The sequence below is a fragment of the Microbulbifer maximicatervae (SeqCode) genome (assembly GCF_052468155.1).
The window spans coordinates 3,784,516-3,806,186 of record NZ_CP174335.1 but is presented as its reverse complement, the minus strand read 5'-3'; the positions used below and the strand labels follow the sequence as shown (position 1 = coordinate 3,806,186).

Sequence of the window (21,671 nt, the reverse complement as noted above, 5' to 3'; positions counted from 1 at the left end):
GTTATTGATGTAATGGAAAGTTGTAATTAATGGATTATGTACGGTCCGAAGGGAGTGTGGACACCGGTTTGTCTGCATTCCTTATGGTGGTTCGATTTCACCATATCCCTGCCGATGCAGGTCAGTTGCGACATGAGTTTTGTTCTCATGGTGAAAAATTCGCCGAAGCAGAAATTATTCGTGCCGCTAAATATTTAAAGCTCAAAGCCCGTGCTTTTAATACCTCTTGGGGAAAGCTTTCCAGGCTTGCCCTGCCTGCTATTTTATCAATGAAAGATGGTACTTTTGCTGTGCTCGCAGGAGTTCAAGATGAAAAGGTACTTATCCATTTTGCCCGTGGTGGGCAGCCTAAAGAGTTAGATAAGGAGGTTTTCCTTTCCTTGTGGGGTGGGCGTACCATTTTGGTCGCCAAGCGATCACTATTACCTGGGGGGCAAGGGAAATTTGATATCAGCTGGTTTATACCGGCAATTCTAAAATACAAGCACTTGTTGAGAGATGTAATAGTTGCATCTTTTTTTATCCAGATTTTTGCATTAATCACTCCGTTGTTCTTTCAAGTAATGATTGATAAGGTGCTGGTACATAAAGGGGTGACCACCCTGGATGTATTGGCATTTGGTTTGATAGTCATATCAGTATTTGATGTATTGCTGAATGGCTTGCGCAACTACGTTTTTACACATACGACCAACCGGGTGGATGTCACCCTTGGCGCAAAGCTATACCATCATCTTACGCGGCTGCCTGTAGCCTATTTCCTTGCTCGGCAGGTGGGTAATACCGTCGCCCGGGTACGTGAGCTGGATACTATACGCAACTTTATCACTAGTTCGGCTTTAACCCTCGTCATTGATTTATTTTTCACAATCGTTTTTTTTGCGGTAATGTACTTTTATAGTCCAACACTCACCTGGATAGTGTTAGGCTCTATACCATTTTATGTGGCACTTTCGGTCTATATCACTCCGATTTTACGAAACCGCCTGGATGAGAAGTTTAAGCGTGGTGCGGAGAATCAGGCATTCTTAACGGAGTCTATAGCTGGTATTGAAACCGTTAAGGCCATGGCGGTAGAACCGCAAATGCAAAAGCGTTGGGAAGAGAATCTTGCAGCTTATGTTGCTGCATCTTTCAAGGCGAGTAACTTAGGGAATATATCCGGTCAGGTTGCTCAGCTAATCAATAAGATTGTAACTGTATTGATTCTATGGGTGGGAGCCACCCTGGTGATGAGCAATGAGCTCAGTATTGGGCAGTTGATCGCCTTTAATATGATTGCCGGGCGAGTAAGTGGCCCTATTCTTAAGCTGGTCCAGCTTTGGCAGGATTTCCAGCAGGCGGGAATATCTATCGAGCGCTTAGGGGATATCCTCAATACGCCTGCAGAGCCTGGTCATAATCCAAACCGAACCACCTTGCCAAGAGTCACTGGTAAAGTAGCTTTTGATAATGTCTCTTTTCGCTATGCTCCGGGACAGCCTCAAATCCTGCATCAGCTTAATCTTGAAGTAAAGGCTGGTGAGGTTATTGGTGTCGTTGGACGCTCAGGGTCAGGTAAAAGTACGCTTACCAAGCTAGTGCAGCGTCTGTATGTTCCAGAGAGTGGTCGCGTATTGGTTGATGGAATCGACCTGGCTCAGATGGAGCCATCCTGGCTGCGTCGACAGGTGGGTGTGGTTCTGCAGGAAAACAGGCTGTTTAACCGATCAGTGAAAGAGAATATCGCCCTGGTAGATCCAAGCTTGCCAATGGAAAGGGTCGTGCAGGCAGCAAAGTTAGCAGGTGCACACGATTTTATTGTAGAACTGCCAGAAGGCTATGACACTCAGGTGGGTGAACAGGGAGCCTCCCTGTCTGGGGGGCAAAGACAGCGTATTGCGATTGCCCGCGCTCTTATTACAAATCCTCGAATTTTAATTTTTGATGAGGCCACCAGTGCCCTGGACTATGAGTCTGAGCGTATTATTCAAGAGAATATGCGTCATATTTGTAAGAACCGCACAGTCTTTATTATTGCTCATCGCCTTTCTACTGTTCGCCATGCCGATCGGATCATCGTTGTTGAAAAAGGAGATATTGTAGAGAGTGGCCCTCATGAGGAACTAATAGAGAGGGAGGGCTATTACGCTCGCCTACATAGTTATCAAAGTCATACTCCCAAACTCAAGGCGGTGCCACAAGCGGCAAAACTGGACGAGGGTCAGCTATGAAATGGTTGCCGGCATCCTCAGATAAAAAAGAGATTTTAAGTGATAAGGAAATCCATAGCTTTCGCCCGGCTGCGATTGAAGTGGAGCAGACACCTCCTTCACCTTTAGGGCGTGCAATTATGTGGGCCATTGTTTCACTCTTTATTATCGCGATTCTTTGGGCTTGTTTTGGTCGCATCGATATTGTTGCTACCGCTCAGGGTAAGGTGATTCCCAGTGAAAGGGTAAAAACCATCCAACCACTGGAAACCGCTGCGGTAGCAGCCATTCACGTAAAAGAAGGGCAGAAGGTAAAAGCCGGTGATCCGTTAATAACTCTGGATACCTCCATTACTGCTGCAGATGTTCGCAGGCTTAACCAAGAGTGGCGGGATGCGGCTTTGCACCGCAACCGATTAGAAGCTTTAACTAACTGGTTTTCCTCTGAGCGACAGTCATTGCCCAGACTTTCTGTGCAGCTCCGAGAGCTCACTCCCTATATGGGAAAATATGAAGCTCTCCTCCAGCAGGAGGCGGCAGAATTTACTGCAAACCTGACGTCTCTTCAGAGGGAGGCGGCACGCATGGCTGCTGAGTACAAAATGACTGAGGCAGAAGTTACGAAAAATAAGCGACTGCTAGAAGTTTTGAATGAGAGAGTCAGCGCTTACGAAATTATGCAGAAGAAAAAGCTTGGGGCTCGCATGGAGTATTTAGAGGTAAAGCAGAGCCAGATTGAAGTAGAACAGGATATCAGTATCCAGCAGGCGAGCCTGCTTCAGTTGCAAGCAAGCATGGCTGCAAATAAATCTCAGCAAGATGCACTTTTGCATCAGCAATATAAGTTAGCTCTACAACAATTGCACGATATTCGTACTCGAGAGGCTTCTCTCTATGAGGAAAAGCTTAAAGCGGAGCAGCGAAGCAAGCAATACCACCTAACTGCCCCGATTGATGGCGCAATACAGCAGCTAGCCATACACACTATTGGTGGTGTGGTAACTCCCGCGCAAGAATTAATGTTGGTCGTTCCTGAGCAAAGTGATATGGAAGTCGAGGCTTATATTCTTAATAAGGATATAGGGTTTGTACATGAAGGACAGTCGGCGGAAATTAAGATTGATACGTTTAACTTTACCAAGTATGGGGTAATTGATGCAGAGCTTGTGGATCTCTCTGGTGACGCTATTCAAGATGAGCAGCTGGGATTGGTTTATAAGGCGCGCTTAAGGCTGCAGCAAAAGGGGCTTGCTGTAGATGGTAGGTTTGTAAGGCTTTCACCTGGGATGTCGGTAATGGCTGAAATTAAAACTGGAAAAAGAAGAATTATTGAGTTTTTTCTATCCCCTTTATTGCGATATAAGAATGATGGTCTTGGGGAACGCTGACTTTGATTTGACTGACTTTTCAAGGGATTTAACATAAAGGTAGAGATAAGTACGGATTATGATATGAATAATAAACAATATCTCTCTATTGCTGGAACTTTAACTTTGTTGATTTTGTTTGGAGGATTGGTTATGGATGATAGGCAGGGTGCGTTAACAGAAGGCAGCTCTGTAGTCTTGGTGATTAATGAGCATAAGTTTAAAGTTAACAAAGAGTACCTGCTTTCTACAAAGGCTAAATCTAGAGGAAGGCACTTTAAAGAAATTTCTCATGTAGACTACTTTTCCTTTGATTTTCAGTTTCCTAGTATGAAGCCTTTTGACATTGATAATACTAATTCTGATGGGTGGGGGGATCGAGTCTCGGTATATGTTTCGAAAAATCATCCATTTGATTTTAAAAGTAGAGTTAAGAAAAACTATATAATTCCTGTGACTCCTGAGGGTTTTTTTGGGGGGGAGCCAATTCGTAAGTTTGAACAGAATGCTGTTAGGGGGAAGGAGTCAAGTGGGGATAAGGATATCTATATTTATGGAGACTACCAATTTTATATGTCATGTGACAAGGAGAACAGGTCTACTTCTCCAAAATATCCATCTTGTAAGTTGGTTTCTAACTTTTTAGGAATGGAGGTTTCATCTCATTTTTCAGTGAGTCTTAAGTTCAAAGTTATTCAGGTAAATCAAGCAATTAATAACTTGTTAGAAAGTTTTATAGTAAAGGGAAGTTAAATTAATGTCTCTAGATCATGGTTTAAGTCAAGAGCAAGTCGAAGCGATTCAAAATTTGGTTGATCAAGGTAGTTACTCAGAGGCTTGGCAGCAACTTGCTGAGTATGGTGATACCTACGCTGATAATGCAGCAGATGTAACTGGGGATCCTGACACTGCTTTTGGTGAAGCAATGCGAGAGCTTGTTGAGCAGCATTGGGGTAATACTGCAGGTGAGGGTGCCTATGAAAATGTGTTTGATGATGTTGCCAAAGATCACCTGAATAATTATTTAGATACAATGAGGGATACAGGTCAGTATCCTGATACTCGCCAGATTGAGCAGAGCTATCGGGATGCAGTAACTAGTAACGGTTTACCACCAGAAACCGCTTTTGATGGTGTTTTTACTAACAGTGTTGGAGATGTTATCCCGGGTGTGGATTGGCCTGATTTTCTTCAGGTGGATCCCGAGCGCCAGGTGGAATCGGATGTATTTGATGATTTGGATAAAGGGGAAGCTTGGGATATTTTGGAGCAGGATGTTCTAGATACTATAGATAAGGAAGTTAGAGACTATACCGATGAATTTGTGGACACTTTGGATGATGTCATTGAAGATGTCAAGGATCTAGTTGAAGATGCTATGGAGGCTGGAGAAGATGTACTTGACTCGCTTCTGGATGGCATTGATGAAGCAGTTGATACTGCAAGAGACCTTTATGAAGATGGGAAATCTTTTGTAGAGGATTTATTTGGGGGGCTTTTCCCCGGAGATGAATCTTCATCGACACCAATCCCAACCCCTCCTGCCCCTCCTACACCTCCGGTCCCACGACGCGATCCATTAACCTTAGATCTAGACGGTAATGGTGTTATCGAAACTATATCAAAAGATAACGGCGTTTTCTTTGATTTGGATAACAGTGGTTTCGCTGAAAAAACAAGCTGGGTGGCTCCGTCAGATGGACTCTTAGTACTTGATCGTAATCAAAATGGCCAAATTGATGGAGGGGCAGAGTTATTTGGTACGGAAACTTTACTGTCAAATGGGGAGTATGCAGAAAATGGTTATCAAGCTTTAGCGGAGTTTGATGAAAATAAAGACGGTATTATTGATAAGCAGGATGTAATTTTTGAAAGTTTACAGATATGGCAGGACCTTGATAGTAATGGAGTCGTTACTGATGGTGAATTGAAAACATTGGTAGATTTAAGTATTACTTCGATTAATATCAGTTATGAATCTGATCCATTTGTTGATGAGAATAATGTTGAACATCGAGAACGGAGTGATTTCACGTTAGAAAATGGAACTGTGGGTTTAACAAATACCTTATGGTTTGACGCTGATCAGCGTCATGCGATTCCTGTTGAAGTTCATAATGGAGAAGGGATTGATATTCCTGAAGATATTTCACAACTCCCAGATGCTGTGGGCTTTGGTAACTCCTACAGTCTCCATCAAGCGATGTCACTAGATGAGAGTGGAGAACTTAAGTCTCTCGTGGAGGCATTTGGTTTAGAGTTGGACTCTGATAAACGAAAGTCACTAGTAACTGAAATTTTGGTTTTATGGGCTAATGAAGAAAATACGGATCCCAATAGTCGTGGCAATTACATTGATGGGAGGAGCGTCGGTGTTTTAGAAACTTTTTGGGGGCAGCCTGCGTTACAAGAAACGCCTAATGGACAGTATGCCCAACTATTAAATGATGTATACCGAGGGTTAGAGCGGTCTGTTTATACACAATTAATGGCTGATACTCATGCTGATAAGCTGTTTGACTTGTTATCTTTTGAAGGTGAAGGTGATTCAATAATAGGTGACTTTGCGAAAGTTAGCGAATACTTTTCCGAGTATTTCGCGATTGATGAAGCTTCAGCTAGCTTAGAGCTAGTTATGTTTATCGATGTTGTCCAAGGTATTAGCCCATATTCGGATGAAGTATTTCAACAATTTGCGTCCTCAATGGAGAAGCAAACTGTAGCTCTAGACCCCTCAATACGAGATTCGATGCTAAGTATAGTTAGGGCAGGTGAGGATCATATTGTAGGAGATAGCACAGGTGATTATTTGCGAGGATACGGTAGTGATGACTTCATTGAGGGGCTATCTGGTAACGATACATTATATGGCGGTGAAGGTAATGATCGCCTCTTTGGGGGGGAAGGCTCCGACTTAATACTTGGAGGTGAGGGTAATGATGAGCTTCAAGGGCACGATGGTGACGACGCTCTAGTGGGCGGGGATGGAAATGATCGCATATATGGCGGTAATAATGATGATAATTTGTCTGGAGGGGCCGGACAAGATTATCTATATGGGGGAGAGGGTGATGACGTCCTAAGTGGAGGTGGCGGCTATGGGGACTATCTATCAGGTGGTGGCGGTAACGATAAATACTTATATCGAATAGGTGATGGAAATACTACGATAGATAATTACGATACAAGCGAAGGGCGTTTAGATACCCTCAAATTGTTAAATGGTATTAACCCGTCTGAAGTAAAGTTAACCAGGTCTAGTTATAACTTGGTTTTAACAGTCAATTCGTCAGGAGAAGTAATTACTGTCTCGAATTATTTTCGTGATGATGCGATGGCCGGGTACGCATTAGATACCATTGAGTTTTCTGATGGGACTATTTGGGATATAGATACCGTTAAAGACAAGGTATTAATTCCGACAACTGGAGAGGATGAAATTTGGGGGTATGATGCCAGCGATGACGATCTAAAAGGCCTCGCCGGACACGATATCATACGCGGCCAGGATGGTAACGATGCCATTGATGCTGGCGAGGGAGATGATTATGTTTCAGCCGGTAATGGCGATGATTCAATAACCGGTGGCATAGGTAATGATACTCTTTATGGTGGTTATGGCAGTGATACCTATTACTTTAACCTAGGTGATGGCAGGGACTATATATCAGATCGTAAAGCCAATAGTTCTGACATCAATATCCTACAGTTTGGCCCAGACATTTTTTCTGATGACCTGTGGATACGCCGCTCAGGTGATGATCTGGTGCTTTACCATCAGAATATGCAGGACCAAATAACGGTTGATAATTATTTTGAAGAGGATGGCTTGGGCGATTATGCGCTGACCGAAATCCGATTTAACGATGGTTCTATTCTGGACTTATCTGAACTTAAGCAACGTGCTACCCAAGCAACAAATGGCGATGACACCATTTATGGGTTTTCCAGTAATGATGTATTGAGTGGTCTTGCCGGAAATGATGAGCTTCATGGTCAGGAGGGCGATGATGTTTTACTTGGCGGTGAAGGTAATGACCACCTGTATGGTGATAGCGGTGAGGACGAACTGCAAGGTGGTCTTGGTCAAGACACGCTTTATGGTGGTGATGAGGTAGATCGTTTATTTGGTGAAGAGGGTGATGACCGCCTTTATGGAAATGACGGGGATGATGAAATAATCGGCGGCAAAGGTAACGATTATCTGGAAGGTGGCGCTGGTGAGGATAAATATTATTTTGCTGCCGGTGATGGTCAGGACACGATTATTGATAGCGGCACCATTTATATTTATGTCAGTGATATTGAGCTCGAGGACGTGGTCTTCCGCCGTGACGGCCTTAACCTTAATGTGTTCTTCAAACAGAGCGAGACTGACAAAATCACGATCCGTGATTACTTCCCCGATTATAGTGGTATTGCTGGGAGGAAAATTGGGTTTCACCAAGCACTATATGGAACATCTTGGAATGTTTCTGCAGAAGAAATAAATAGCAAAATGCTGGAAGGCACTGAGAATGCGGATTACATTTTCGGTAACGTCAACTCGAATATTGTAGATGGTCTGGCCGGTGATGACATCATTGATGGCTATGACGGTGATGATGAACTCAGCGGAAACATTGGTAATGATCGCCTAATCGGTGGTGAAGGTGATGATCTTCTGATAGGTGGTGTCGGTGAGGATATATTAATTGGTGGTGAGGGAAATGATCGCTATCAATTTAGTGCCGGCGATGGCCAAGACCAGATTGATAATAATGATACGAGTGGAGCAGACATTGTCGTGTTTACGGCAGATGTATCACCAGAATCTGTTGCTGTTACTCGCGATGGAAATAATCTGTTATTGGGTTACGGCTCTGGTGATCAGGTTCTGGTACATAATTTCTTCCTGGAAGAAGGTAGTAGTAGTTACGCAATAGATGAAATTCACTTTAGCGACGGTACCGTTTGGAATCGCGAGTCCCTACTGGATATGGCTCTCATTGGTGCCGAGGGTAATGACTATCTAATAGGATATAGCACTGATGACGTTCTGGAAGGTAACGGCGGTGCTGATGTCCTGGATGCGAATGGTGGTAACGACACGTTATTAGGCGGAGCTGGTGATGACCAACTAAATGGTGGCGAGGGCAACGATATTCTCTCGGGTGATTCCGGCAACGATCGTATTTCCGGTGGTGCAGGGGATGATATTTATCGCTTTAAGCGCGGCGATGGAGTCGATACTTTTAGTGAGACTTCTGGTGCAGATCGTGTGGAGTTCACCGATATTGCCTCTAGTGAGGTTTTGGTGCGTCGTCAGGAGGCCAATCTGGTCATAAGTATTCCTGGTTCCTCCGATGCCATTACCATAAGTAACCAGTTCCTTGGGGAGCAATTAACTGCTGCAAGTTCCAGCTTTGAAACCGTAACTTTTAGTGATGGTATAACTTGGGACTTTGAGGCATTGATGGCCCAGGCAATAGCAGGGTCTGAGAGCGCTGATACTATTCTAGGGTTTAGTTCTGGAGAAGTGATTCAAACCTTAGGCGGTGATGATTTGGTTAATGCTGGAGACGGAGATGACCAAGTTGAAGGTGGTCTGGGTAATGATGAGCTTTATGGTGAGCTTGGCAATGACACTCTGAGGGGAGGTGACGATAACGATACTCTTTATGGTGGCAGTGGAAATGATGAACTTCACGGCGATGCTGGAGAGGACGTCCTTGTCGGTGATAGCGGCTCAGATACGCTTTACGGTGGAATAGAGAGTGACGATCTTTCCGGTGGCAGTGGTGAAGATACACTGAATGGCGGAGAGGGCGACGATATTCTTCGCGGTGGCCAGGATAATGACACCCTGTATGGCGATGCAGGTAATGACACCCTGTATGGCGATAGTGGCACTGATGAGCTTCATGGAGGAGAGGGAAATGATGAGCTGTTCGGCTCTGGAGAACTCTATGGCGATGCTGGTTCAGATAAGCTTGAAGGTACGGGGCTACTGGATGGCGGTGCCGATAATGACGAGTTGTACGGGGTGGGAGACGCAACATTAATCGGGGGCTCTGGAGACGATACCCTGGTTGCGGATACTGATACCTGGTCCGGCACGGCAAGTACCTTAGCCGGTGGAACCGGTAACGATACTCTGTACGGTTCCTTTGGTGATAATATCTACCAATTTAACCTTGGCGATGGTAGAGACACCTTGATTGAACGTCGCGAAGGTGAAAACTATAGCAATGTTGACCCTTCAATGGATACCTTGCAGTTTGGTGCAGATATTAAATCTGCTGACCTGGAGTTTATTCGCCAAGGAGATGACTTGCACATACGCCATATCAATGGCACTGATGAAATCACTATCAATAATTGGTTCCGCGAACCAAATGATCACTTTAAGGTAAATCGATTTGAGTTTTCTGACGGTACGGTACTTACCGATGCTGATCTTGAAGCCCAGATGGTGACCTTGGGCACTGATAGTGCTGAATCTTGGGCTGGTTACCGCGATCTTAATGAAAGAGTTTTTGCCGGTGGCGGTGATGACAAGGTTTGGGGGCGCACTGGTAACGACGAGCTCCATGGTGAAGCCGGAAATGATTACCTCGATGGTGAAGAGGGCGATGATCGCCTCTTCGGTGGGGAAGGTGTAGATAATCTGGTTGGCCGTGCCGGAAATGACTATCTGGAAGGCGGTCTTGAGGGAGATACCCTGCAAGGTGATGAAGGAGCCGACCAGTTATTTGGTCAAGATGGTGATGATAGTTTATTTGGAGGTGAAGGCGACGATCTATTGGATGGCGGTGCTGATAATGACTACTTTGAGGCCGGAGAGGGTTCGGATACCTTGCTTGGCGGTAGTGGTGATGATCAGCTAAGCGGTGGTGAGGGTAATGATGAGCTTACCGGCGGCACTGGTGATGATGTGTATGTATTTGGCGCAGGTGATGGTCATGATGTCATCCACAATAGTGATGGTGGTTCCGATGGTGTGTACTTTACCAGTGGCCTTAGTGAAGACCGCCTGACATTTACCCGTGACGGTGACGATCTGTTAATACTGATTGATGACGGTAGTAGCGATAGTGTTCGTGTTAAGGATCATTTCCTTGGTGGCGAAGCAGCAATAGACTGGGTGCAACCAGTCGGTAGCTCAGTATTTAATACTACTAAAATTAATCAGCTGGTAGCCGGGGAGCAAAATGGCGATTTCGATAATGTAATCACTGGTACTGATGCTGGCGAGCAACTAGGCGGCACTAATGACCAGGATCTTATTCAAGGCCTTGATGGTGGAGATTCTATCTTCGGTGCGGGAGGTAACGACCAGATTGAAGGTGGTGATGGTGCTGACCAATTATACGGAGGTAATGGCAGTTTCTCTGGTAGTGGTGATGATGTAATTATTGGTGGAGCTGGTAATGACGTTCTCATAGGCGAGGATGGAAATAATCAGCTGGCTGGTGGAGCAGGTGATGATCACTATTACTTTAAGGCTGTTCCTGGGGTAAATACTATCGACAATAGTGGTGGTGGTGCAGATGGTATCTTCTTCCTCGATGGACTTGATAGATCGCGTCTTAGCTACCACCGCGACGGCGATGACTTGGTGATATTGATTGACGAAGACTTGCAGCAGCAAGTTCGAGTGAGCAATCACTTCCTGGGTGGGGATTATGCTATCAGTTATGTTCAGCCAACAGATGGTGGGTATTTGATAAATGCTGCGGATATCGATTCAATGTTAACCGATATCCCAACAGATACCGACACCGGTAGTGATGAGGGTAATACTGATCCAGGTGATACAGATAGTGGCTCCGGTAATGAAAATACCGATCCTGTACCTGAACCTGGATTAGGCGGTAATGATGTACTCTCAGGTACAGCAGGAAACGAAGTACTTATAGGTGGTTCCGGTGATGACATTCTTGCTGGGGGAGAGGGGAATGATGCCCTCTACGGTGGAGAAGGAAATGATGTCTATATCTTTACTGGGGGGCAGGATGTTCTGGAGGAGCAAAATGGTATCGACACCTTGCGCTTCTCAGGAGGCATCACATGGAATGAAGTTGCCTCTGGCTTAGTTGGTTCCGGTGATGACCTGATATTGAAAGTCAACGGTGGGCCAGACCAGATTACACTAAAGAATTTCTTCTTAGGTGGAGCTGCGCTGGTTGAAACCATCGAGTTTGAAACTGGGGGGCAAATGACAGCGGCCGACATCTTCAGCATATTTGAAATGTCGATTCCAGATTCACAAGAGACTTTTGACCAGACTATAGATGGAAGCGCTGGTAGCGATAGCTCTTTGAATGGGGCTGATAACGCGGATTTGATCCGTGGTTTTAATGGTGATGACCAGCTTATTGGCGAGGCTGGGAATGATCAGCTGGAAGGTGGTAACGGTTCAGATGAGCTGATTGGTGGCACAGGTAATGATCTGCTAATAGGTGGCCGTGGAGATGATGTCTTTATCTTTAGCGCAGGGGATGGTCAAGACATAATTGATAATGCTGGAGGAGGAGTAGATATTCTTCGCTTTGAAGGTATAGGCTTTAGTGATATTTCCAGTGGTTTCTTTAAGTCTGTAGATGATTTGATCTTACAAGTGAGCGGTTCAAGTGATCAGGTCACCGTGAAGGACTTCTTTAAGGGTGGCGATCATGCTATTGACCAGATCGAGTTTACTTCTGGGCAAACAATATCTTCTGATCAAATCTTCGGATTGTATGGTATGAGCAATCCTGATACCCAGGGGTCAACTGACTATAGCGGGCTTCCGGATGAGCGTTCCTTTGGAACGACAACTTCTGGCAGCTCGATAGATGAAGTGTTCATTGCCTCCTCCGATGCAGACTTCATTGATGCTGGTGCTGGAAATGATCATCTATTCGGTAGCACAGGTGATGATTACCTAATTGGCGGAGAAGGTGATGATATCTATCATTTTGCTACTGGTGATGGCGCTGACACTATAAATAACTTCTCCAATTCTGCCGGTAGTGATGAACTGCAATTTGCTGATGGTATCGAAGAGGCTAATTTGTGGTTTGGTCAGGAAGGTGATGACTTGGTTGTAAATCTGCTTGGCAGTGAAGATCAAGTGATAGTTCAGGATTGGTTTACGGATGCGGCAAACCAGCTAGACACTATTCGCACTGATGACGCAGTGATTACCAGCAGCGAAATTGAGCAATTGGTAAATGCAATGGCGGCATTTGGTGCACCTTCAGGTGGTGAGATCACTTTAACCTCAGAAGAGCAGGAGCAAGTGAATACTGCTATAGCCTCTGCCTGGCAAGTGAGCGCTTAAGCTTGTGAGAGATTGGTACTTGTTTACTTAAGTATCGATCTCTTTTTTCCTTCAAAAGGCCCATTCAGTTTGAGTGGGCTTTTTTCATGTTAGGTGTTAATTTTTATTTTAGACTAGCAAGCATCTTATGAATGCAAACTGGCGGGAGTGGAAGTTACGAAAAAATATGTCTTGCGGAGGGTGTGAGTGCTTATGTGTAGTAGTTCAGACTTGATCTTACAGTTATCGGTTTTTCAGGAGGTGCTCTGTCAGGTCGAATTCAGTTTACGAGCTTTTCCTTCCTGATTTTTTTCCATCTTCAAGAGTCGCTAACGGTGTTCGACCGCCACACTTCTTGCCCTGATGGGTTCTCTCATTAGCTACTCAGCTAGCTGCAGCTTAAGTAGAGAATTCTCTTCTGCTAAGCTACTTTCTGATCTCGTAATTAGGAGAGTGATCTTTCTTATAAACCAGAACTGTTCGCTGAAAGCTCATAAAAGTATCTCCTCGCTGATTAATACCACGGGTTTCTACGCTAACAATACCCTGTGTTGGCCTAGACTTGGATTCACGCTTAGAAATGACCTCACTTTCTGCATAAATCGTGTCACCTTCAAAAACAGGTTTAAGCAGTTTAACTTTGTCCCACTCAAGATTGGCAACAACTTTCTTGCTAATAGTATTTACAGTCATACCCGTGACAATAGCCAATGTCAGAGTACTATCTACTAATGGAAGGTTCCATTCAGTGCTCTCTGCGTAATGGGCATCAAAGTGGAGTTGCGCCGTATTCATAGTTAACAGGGTCATCCAGGTATTGTCTGTTCGCGTCAATGTCCTACCTGGGCGGTGCTCGATAATGATACCTTCTACAAAGTCCTCGAAGTAGAAGCCAAAATCTTCGCGATATCGATTGTTGTCAATCTGTTTATAGGGGTTAAATTCCATTTAAGATTGCCTCCTTGATTGAGTGATTGTAAGTTCGCTTGGATATACCCGGAGCACTGGCAGATTTGCGCTGGAGTAGCCTTTAGCTAAGACTATTAAAGTTTGAGATTATTTGCTGAGCCTTAGAATAGATCGGGATATCTATCATTCGGCCTTCATATTGGCAGGCTTTACCTGAGGATTCATTGTAGATACGAACGATTTCCTTTGCTTCCTTATACTGGTCTAGTGTGGGCCTAAAAGATAACTTGATAGTTTTTACTTGTTTAGGGTGAATAGCTGCCTTGCCACTAAAGCCAAGCGATTGAGCCTCATTGAGTTCATTAATTAGTCCACCTTCATCCTTAAAGTTAAAACAGGGGGAGTCATAGCAAGCTATCTGTTTGAGTGCGGCAGCTTCGACCATTTTCATACGCGCCCATATGAGTGCTTGTGGGGTACATTCACAGTTCAGATCGGCTGCATAATCAGCGGCCCCAAACATCAAACCTTGCAACTTTTCAGAACTACAGTTAACGATATCATATAAATTGGATGTTCCTTGAGCGGTTTCAATTAAAGCTATAATCGAAATATCCTTATAGGCTTCGCTCAAGTGCTCACTGATAAGGTTGATATCATGTTGAGATTTTGTTTTCGGATAAAGCACCACATCTATAAATGGCTTTTTATCAATAATTTCGGACAAATCTTTTATTCCATTGATCGTTGACAAACTATTTATCCGAATTGCACTTATAACACCATTCGAGCTTGGCCTTGAATAAAAATCGATCGCGATATCCCTGGCACTATCTTTGTCCTCCACTGGTACGCTATCCTCAAGATCAACGATTATTCCATTTGCCCCAACTTCAGACGCCTTAGCAAAGCGTTTCGGTTGGTTTCCAGGGGTGAATAACAATGCGGGGAAAAGCTTTAAATTAATCATTGTATCGCTCAAATAAAGTTTTGCTCTTTGGCCTGTTCCAATAAGCTTTTACGGAATTTAGGGTGTGCAATTTCAATCAAGGCAAGGGTCCGTTCTGTGGTTGATTTCCCCATAAGTCTGCAAGATCCGTACTCGGTTACCACGTAATCGATATCTAACCGAGAATCTGTGGTGATAGACTTCAAACGTGGAACTATTCTGGAGGTTTTACCACGCTGTGCCGTTGAACTACTGGCCAGAATAGTCTTCCCATTTTTTGAGTAGTAAACTCCCCTCACGAAATCCAGTTGCCCGCCAACACCGGAGAATTGATGTCCAATGAATTCCGCATTGACCTGTCCACTGAAATCAATCTCAATAAATGAGTTAACTGAAATCATATTATCGATCTGGGCTATTATTTGGGGTTCATTCACATATGACACGGGCAGGCAGAACATAGATGGATTGCCATCTATAAAGTCAAATAGTTCTTTGTCTCCAGCTGCAAAAGTGAATACGCTCACATGAGGGTTAATTGTCTTTCGGGCATTAGTTACTGCTCCAGACTTAATAAGCTTAATCATACCTGGTGTTATTACCTCAGTATGAATGCCCAAATCTTTCTTTTTAGTTAGTTGTTCACAAACTGCATTCGGAATAGCACCAATACCCATTTGGATAGTTGCGCCATCAGGTATTAATGGAACAATGTAGTCACCAATTTTTCTATCTAAATCGGTAATCTCTTTTGGAGATTCCTCCGCTAATTCCATATTATTTTCAACAATGGCATCCACTTCACTAATGTGCAACAAGGTGGCCCCCGCTGTACGTGGCATATTTTCATTTACTTCCACAATTAATCGACTTGCGTGGCGCGACAACTCAATAGCATAATCACCATTAGTACCAAAATTGAAATAACCATGCTTATCCATCGGCGCAACGGTTACCAGAAAAGCATCTATTTCAACTTGCTCTCTGATTATTTGAGGGTATCGACTAAAAGATATAGGGACATAGTTAATATATTTTTCCCCTTTTGAAAATCCAGCATTTGCTAATTTAACTTCGTCTTTAGTTAGCATTGAAGAGTAAGGCCTTACCCGGTCCATTAGATCTTCTTGAAAAATAGTTTCCGTCGCGACCTTCCCACAACGCATATAATAGACTTTTAAATGTGTAATAAATCCATTTCGAATATGCTTCTCTAGTGCTGAAAGTAGGGCTGGTGGGCTAGCGGTGCGCATGCCGATAGAAATAACGCTATCGTCTGGGATTAAATTAACTGCTTCTTCAGGTGTTAGCTGTTTCTTTTTATACAGGGCGTTGTTATCCATAGTAGATTTGGCCACACTGTGATCCTTGAAGCGGCTGCTGTCGCTCTTACGGTCCTGTTACAAAGGCGCTAATAAGTAGAAAACGTTCATAGACCTGCAATCAAGCACTAATAAGGAAGTAAGAGCTACTAAGCCCTGCGATTATAGTTTGTGAATTAAAGCTTGTTTCAAAAGGGCTAGTGACTTAACGATGAATATCATGCAGCTTGTTTGAGCAGATTCGATTCTATGCAGTCGGTATGTTCTAAAAGCTCCGCAGTTGATCTTTATGCCACGGTGGTATTCGTAAAGTACCTAAATCTCTTAATGGTGTTCCATTAGCTTTAAGTGCTATTCACCAAAGATTACAGCCTGTCAGCTGTCTATAAGAAAGAATGATGTGACTTTAGCTGATCCATCAAGCAGTGGTATGCCAAACCTCAGCAACTACACTTTTGCAAACACTCGTAGATGCCGCACTGGTACTATTTCAAATAGTTCTTTAGCGGCTCCTAAAGCAACCGTTGGAAGTCTATTCATGACAAAGTCAAAACGTCCACTGATTTCCGTCAACCCCTTGAACGGTAAAACTCTGAAGACTTATCACGAAATGTCACAAGAGGATCTCGACAAGGCGATCGGTCGCGCAGACAAAGCCTTTGTAAGTTGGAGAAACCGAAGTTTTAGTGATCGAGCAGTGATACTAAAGCGTGCAAGCAACCTATTTGAGGAGCGATCCGAAGAACTTGCCCGCCTGATGGCGTTAGAGATGGGTAAGAAGCTCAGTGATGGTCAAGGTGAATTGGCACTTTGTGCTGAAATTTTTGACTACTACGCCGAAGAGGGCGAAAAAATCCTAGCTCCACAGCAGCTTTCCACTCGCGAAGGGGAGGGCACTTTAGTATTCCAGCCCTTAGGGGTGGTCTACGGTATCCAACCATGGAACTTTCCCTTCTACCAACCGGCTCGCTTTACCGCCACAAACTTGATCGCCGGCAATGTTGTACTTACTAAACATGCCTCTAATGTTCCCCAGTGTGCCGAAGCCTTCGCACAGCTGTTGTTTGACGCAGGGGTACCGGAAGGGGCCTATACCAATCTACCGATTACATCCGGTGGAGCAGCCTCCATTATTGATGACGATAGGGTCAAAGGAATCTCATTTACTGGCAGCAATGCCGCCGGTGCAATGGTTGCAGAGCAAGCTGGCCGCAATGTAAAGAAAACTGTTATGGAGCTGGGTGGTGTTGATCCATTTATCGTGCTCGAAGATGCGGATATGGATTTAACGATACAGCGATTTGCGGAGGGAAAGCTGGGCAATTGCGGGCAGATATGTTTGGCTGCGAAGAGAATCATTCTAACTGAGCCCATTGCTGAAGAATTCCTAGACCGAGCTACCAAGCTGTTCCAAGCACTGAAACCCGGTGACCCTCTTGTAGAAAGTACAGATTACGGTCCGTTATGTACTGAAAAGGCCGCTGAGCAACTGGAGGATCAAGTCAGCAAGTCCGTTAAGGCTGGCGCTCAATTGCTAGTGGGAGGTAAGCGCAATGGCGCATTTATTGAGCCGGGTATATTAACTGAAATACCTGCTGGTTCCCCGGCAGCCGTAGAGGAGTTGTTCGGCCCCATCGCTTGTGTTTGGGTAGTTCCCGATGAGGAGGCAGCGGTTAAGCTGGCCAATGATAGCCCCTTTGGCCTGGGTGGTTCTGTCTATACCCAGGACCATGAAAGAGGCCGCCGTGTCGCGGAACAGTTGGAATGTGGTACTGCCTTCGTGAACCATGCCGCTTCAAGCTACGCCAGTATGCCTATGGGAGGAGTGAAGAAATCCGGCTATGGCCGGGAGCTGGGAGAACTAGGTATTAAAGAGTTTGTCAATCAAAAGCTGATACGGTACTTCTAAGTAGCGCAATACAGACGTGGGCAGAGCAATGAAAGTACTAGTGGCGGGTGCTAACGGTGCAATCGGTCGAATCCTTGTGGGTAAACTTGTCGGCAAGGGGCATGAGGTAACCGCTATGGTCCGAAAAGAATCCCAACAAGATAATTTGCTTAGTACAGGTGCGCGCCCCATTCTTGGAGATCTGACAAAAAAGGAGTCCCTAAACAATGTGGTAAAGGGGCAAGATGCAGTCATTTTTGTTGCAGGCTCCAAGGGTAAAGCATTGGAGTCTGTGGATCGGGATGGTGCTATCCATCTTTGTGATGCAACGAAAAGCGCGGGTATATCGCGCTTTATTCTATTGAGTTCCATTTTTGCCGGGCGACCAGAGCAGGGGCCTGAAAAGCTCCAACCCTATCTAAAAGCCAAACATATAGCGGATGAATATGTAAAAAAAAGTGGCCTCGATTACACGATATTGAGACCTGGTGCCCTAACTGACACCTTAGGAACGGGGTTAATCAGCATAAGCGATTTATTTGCTGGGCCAGACATAGAGATCAGCCGAGCCGATGTTGCAGAGGTAATTACCACTGCGCTGGATGAACCCAAAACGGTCGGTGCGGTTTTTGAATTCATTGGGGGCGAAACCCCGATTCCTGACGCATTAGCACAGCTAAACTAGGTTTTATCATTCAAGTTAAGAACCTCAACGTCTGATCAATCGCTTGCTCACTATTGCAGCGCTGGACCTCCAACTTTTCAATACCAATATCGTTAAGTTTCCCCCGTATTTGGTTCAGTTCAGTATCAGTTGTGAGGCTCGGATGCCTGGTAAGGCGCACTTGCAGAGGTATCTTCGACTGAGCGAGAAGCTCCGCACACTGCCAGGGGGCCACGCCACTGCCATCGACACCCGTAATGGAAGGGTAGTTTTCCGGCATTGCTTTGATATCCAACCCCACCCAATCAAGACTTTGGATCAGGCGTTCCAGCCTGCGGGGGTAGATTCCCGCAGTATGAAGCCCGACCTTGAATCCCAGATCCCTGACTTGGGCAATCGCCCGTTCCAGGGCACTCTGGGCGGTGGGTTCTCCACCGGAAAATACAACGGCATCCAGCAAGCCCCGGCGACTGTCTAAAAATGTGAGGATCTGATCCCAGTCATAGGCACTGGGTACTCGTGCAGGTAGTAGATCACCGTTATGGCAGTAGCGGCAGCGCCAGGGACATCCCTGGCAAAAAACCACCGCTGCCAACTCGCCGGGGAAGTCGATTGCCGTAAACGACGTGAATCCACCGACACGTAACTTATTACTCATAAGTTTTTAGTGCATTCCTGCTGTTGTCCGCCACAAAGAATTGGCGCTCACGGTGCTCTGATTGTTTTCCCGGATTCCAAAATGAAACTGGGCGGTGGTATCCCATAACCCGGCTCCATACCTCGCAGCGGATGCGATCTTCTTCTCTCAATAAAGTGTCTTGTTGGCTCATGGTCTTTCTCCTTGAAAGTATGGTTTAGTCGCTACAACAGGATTGCTCTCGGGCCAGGAGAGCTTCGTCACAGCGAGGGCAGAATTCGTGTTCGCCACTCAGATATCCATGGACCGGGCAAATAGAAAAGCTCGGGGTCACGGTGATATAGGGCAGGCGGTAGTTTTCCAGAGCACGCCGCAATAAGCGGCGGCAACTATCGGCATCAGGCAACTGTTCGCCCAAATAAAGATGAAGCACAGTGCCACCGGTGTAACGGGATTGGAGGGATTCCTGTCGGGCCAGGGCCTCGAAGGGATCATCGGTAAAGCCCACTGGTAGCTGGGATGAATTGGTGTAGTAGGGCGCTTCACTACTACCTGCCTGCATAATATCCGGGTAACGTTTGCGATCTTCGCGGGCAAACCGATAAGTAGTGCCCTCTGCCGGAGTTGCCTCCAGATTGTAGAGATGCCCGGTTTGTTCCTGGAATTCAGTCATGCGCATACGGATATGGTCGAGTAATTGCTCGGCCAGTTCTTTCCCATCTTCCGTAACCACACTTTCGTTGTCGCCACTAAAGTTTCTCAGCATTTCATTGATGCCGTTCACCCCGATCGTGGAGAAGTGGTTGCGCAGAGTCCCCAGGTAGCGGCGAGTGTAGGGAAATAGACCTGCATCCATATGCCGTTGGATGACTTTCCGTTTCACTTCAAGTGAATCACGGGCAAGTATCAGCAGTTTGTCCAGCTGGGAGAGCAAAAGCTGCCAGTTTCCTTTATAGAGATATCCAAGGCGGGCACAGTTGATAGTTACTACGCCGAGCGAACCTGTCTGTTCAGCGGAGCCAAAGAGGCCGTTGCCACGCTTTAACAATTCGCGTAGATCAAGCTGTAAGCGGCAACACATGGAACGAACCATGTTTGGGCTCAGGTCTGAATTTATAAAGTTTTGGAAATAGGGCAGACCGTAGCGAGCGGTCATGGCAAACAGCCGCTCAGCATTTTCGCTCTCCCAAGGAAAATCCTCGCTGATGTTGTATGTGGGAATAGGGAAGGTAAAAACCCTTCCGCGCGCATCCCCCTCGCTCATGACTTCGATATAGGCGCGGTTGATTAGATCCATTTCCTCTTGCAGGTCGCCATAGGTGAAGGGCATTTCCTGACCGGCAATCACTGGCACCTGCTCGCGCAAATCCTGGGGGCAAACCCAGTCGAAAGTGAGATTAGTAAAAGGGGTCTGGGTACCCCAGCGGGATGGCACATTCAGGTTAAAGATCAGCTCCTGAATGCACTGGCGTACGGTCGCGTAGTCCAGCTGGTCCTTGCGCACAAAAGGCGCGAGATAGGTATCGAAAGAGCTAAATGCCTGCGCGCCCGCCCATTCGTTTTGAAGTGTTCCAAGAAAGTTAACAATCTGTCCGACCGCGCTGGTCAAGTGGGCCGGCGGCGCCGATTCGACTTTTCCCGGAACACCATTCAACCCTTCATGTAATAGGGTGCGCAGCGACCAACCTGCACAATATCCAGCCAACATATCCAGGTCGTGGATGTGTAAATCGCCATCCCGATGTACTGCGCCGATCTCAGGGGAATAAACATGATTTAACCAATAGTTGGCAATCATTTTACCTGCGCTGTTCAGGATCAATCCCCCAAGGGAATATCCCTGGTTCGCATTGGCTGCAACTCGCCAATCCGCTTGCTCTAAATACTCTTCAATAGAAGCACCGACATCCACCAGTGTTTGCCGATCAGTGCGCATTTGCGCATGCCGCCCCCGATAAGCGATATAGGCGCGGGCAGTATCAATGTAATCGCTATTGATCAATACCTGTTCAGCAATATTCTGAATCTCTTCAATATCAATGGGCTCACCACTATCAAAGCGGTGCTTGATCACCTTAAGGACAGATTCGGTAAGTTGTTCCGCTTCCTGTTGATCAAAAGATTCCGTTGCCTGGCCAGCACTGAGAAGAGCCAAAGTGATCCTGCGAGCATCAAAAGCCAGTGTCCTGCCATCTCGCTTACGCACCAACAGTTGATCTGAACTTACCTGCGAAATCTGTTCTGAAGCTGGTGCGGCTTCGCTGTCGGGTATAGCGGTACTGGTCATTGGACTTCCTCACAATTTGTGGGGAGAGCATATCGAAGAGACAGGAACACCAATTGATCCAGATCACTATATATGGCGCGCTGATTAATAGATGAACACAATATATTGTGCTCTTGGTGTGGGCTTAGATTAGATACATACCTCCTCTCGGCAAGTCCGAAGGTGAGTTC

At 45.6% G+C, this 21,671-nt stretch carries 10 protein-coding genes and 1 pseudogene; 6 read left to right on the top strand and 5 right to left on the bottom strand.

The annotated features are described in order from the left end of the window. Window positions 1-29 precede the first annotated feature (29 nt). From ACJJIY_RS16180 to ACJJIY_RS16165, 4 genes are all read left to right on the top strand, one after another. Entirely contained in the window at window positions 30-2,213 is a 2,184-nt protein-coding gene (locus tag ACJJIY_RS16180) for a type I secretion system permease/ATPase (protein WP_445354232.1), read from the top strand. Next, window positions 2,210-3,580: an HlyD family type I secretion periplasmic adaptor subunit gene (locus ACJJIY_RS16175; RefSeq protein ID WP_445354231.1), complete on the top strand. Its 1,371-nt coding sequence runs from the start codon at window positions 2,210-2,212 to the stop codon at window positions 3,578-3,580. Before ACJJIY_RS16180 ends, ACJJIY_RS16175 begins: the two co-directional genes overlap by 4 nt. A gap of 63 nt (window positions 3,581-3,643) precedes the next feature. Then, complete coding sequence (locus ACJJIY_RS16170; protein WP_445358358.1) at window positions 3,644-4,312, top strand: hypothetical protein; 669 nt, start codon at window positions 3,644-3,646, stop codon at window positions 4,310-4,312. 4 nt (window positions 4,313-4,316) lie between these two features. After that, a complete protein-coding gene (locus ACJJIY_RS16165; RefSeq protein ID WP_445358357.1) occupies window positions 4,317-12,866 on the top strand; it encodes a calcium-binding protein in 8,550 nt (2,849 codons plus the stop codon). A 405-nt stretch (window positions 12,867-13,271) separates the two neighbouring features. Here the strand turns inward: ACJJIY_RS16165 and ACJJIY_RS16160 are convergent, their stop codons facing one another. From ACJJIY_RS16160 to ACJJIY_RS16150, 3 genes are all read right to left on the bottom strand, one after another. Continuing rightward, window positions 13,272-13,793: a MaoC/PaaZ C-terminal domain-containing protein gene (locus tag ACJJIY_RS16160; protein WP_445354228.1), complete on the bottom strand. Its 522-nt coding sequence runs from the start codon at window positions 13,791-13,793 to the stop codon at window positions 13,272-13,274. 82 nt (window positions 13,794-13,875) lie between these two features. Continuing rightward, window positions 13,876-14,724, bottom strand: coding sequence for an HpcH/HpaI aldolase/citrate lyase family protein (locus tag ACJJIY_RS16155; protein WP_445358356.1), 849 nt, complete (start codon window positions 14,722-14,724; stop codon window positions 13,876-13,878). A gap of 8 nt (window positions 14,725-14,732) precedes the next feature. Then, window positions 14,733-16,061 (bottom strand): acetyl-CoA hydrolase/transferase family protein, encoded by a 1,329-nt coding sequence (locus tag ACJJIY_RS16150; protein WP_445358355.1) that lies wholly within the window; start codon window positions 16,059-16,061, stop codon window positions 14,733-14,735. A gap of 502 nt (window positions 16,062-16,563) precedes the next feature. On the opposite strand from ACJJIY_RS16150, the gene ACJJIY_RS16145 reads away from it, so the two are divergent. Together ACJJIY_RS16145 and ACJJIY_RS16140 are read left to right on the top strand one after the other, a co-directional pair. Continuing rightward, complete coding sequence (locus ACJJIY_RS16145) at window positions 16,564-17,934, top strand: NAD-dependent succinate-semialdehyde dehydrogenase (protein ID WP_445358354.1); 1,371 nt, start codon at window positions 16,564-16,566, stop codon at window positions 17,932-17,934. Between the two features lie 28 nt (window positions 17,935-17,962). Then, complete coding sequence (locus ACJJIY_RS16140; RefSeq protein WP_445358353.1) at window positions 17,963-18,598, top strand: SDR family oxidoreductase; 636 nt, start codon at window positions 17,963-17,965, stop codon at window positions 18,596-18,598. Between the two features lie 10 nt (window positions 18,599-18,608). Here the strand turns inward: ACJJIY_RS16140 and ACJJIY_RS16135 are convergent, their stop codons facing one another. Continuing rightward, window positions 18,609-19,235 (bottom strand): anaerobic ribonucleoside-triphosphate reductase activating protein, encoded by a 627-nt coding sequence (locus ACJJIY_RS16135; RefSeq protein WP_445358352.1) that lies wholly within the window; start codon window positions 19,233-19,235, stop codon window positions 18,609-18,611. Beyond that, window positions 19,228-21,501: pseudogene (locus tag ACJJIY_RS16130) on the bottom strand (ribonucleoside triphosphate reductase). The gene ACJJIY_RS16135 and the pseudogene ACJJIY_RS16130 overlap by 8 nt, the downstream one beginning before the upstream one ends. Between the last annotated feature and the right edge of the window lie 170 nt (window positions 21,502-21,671).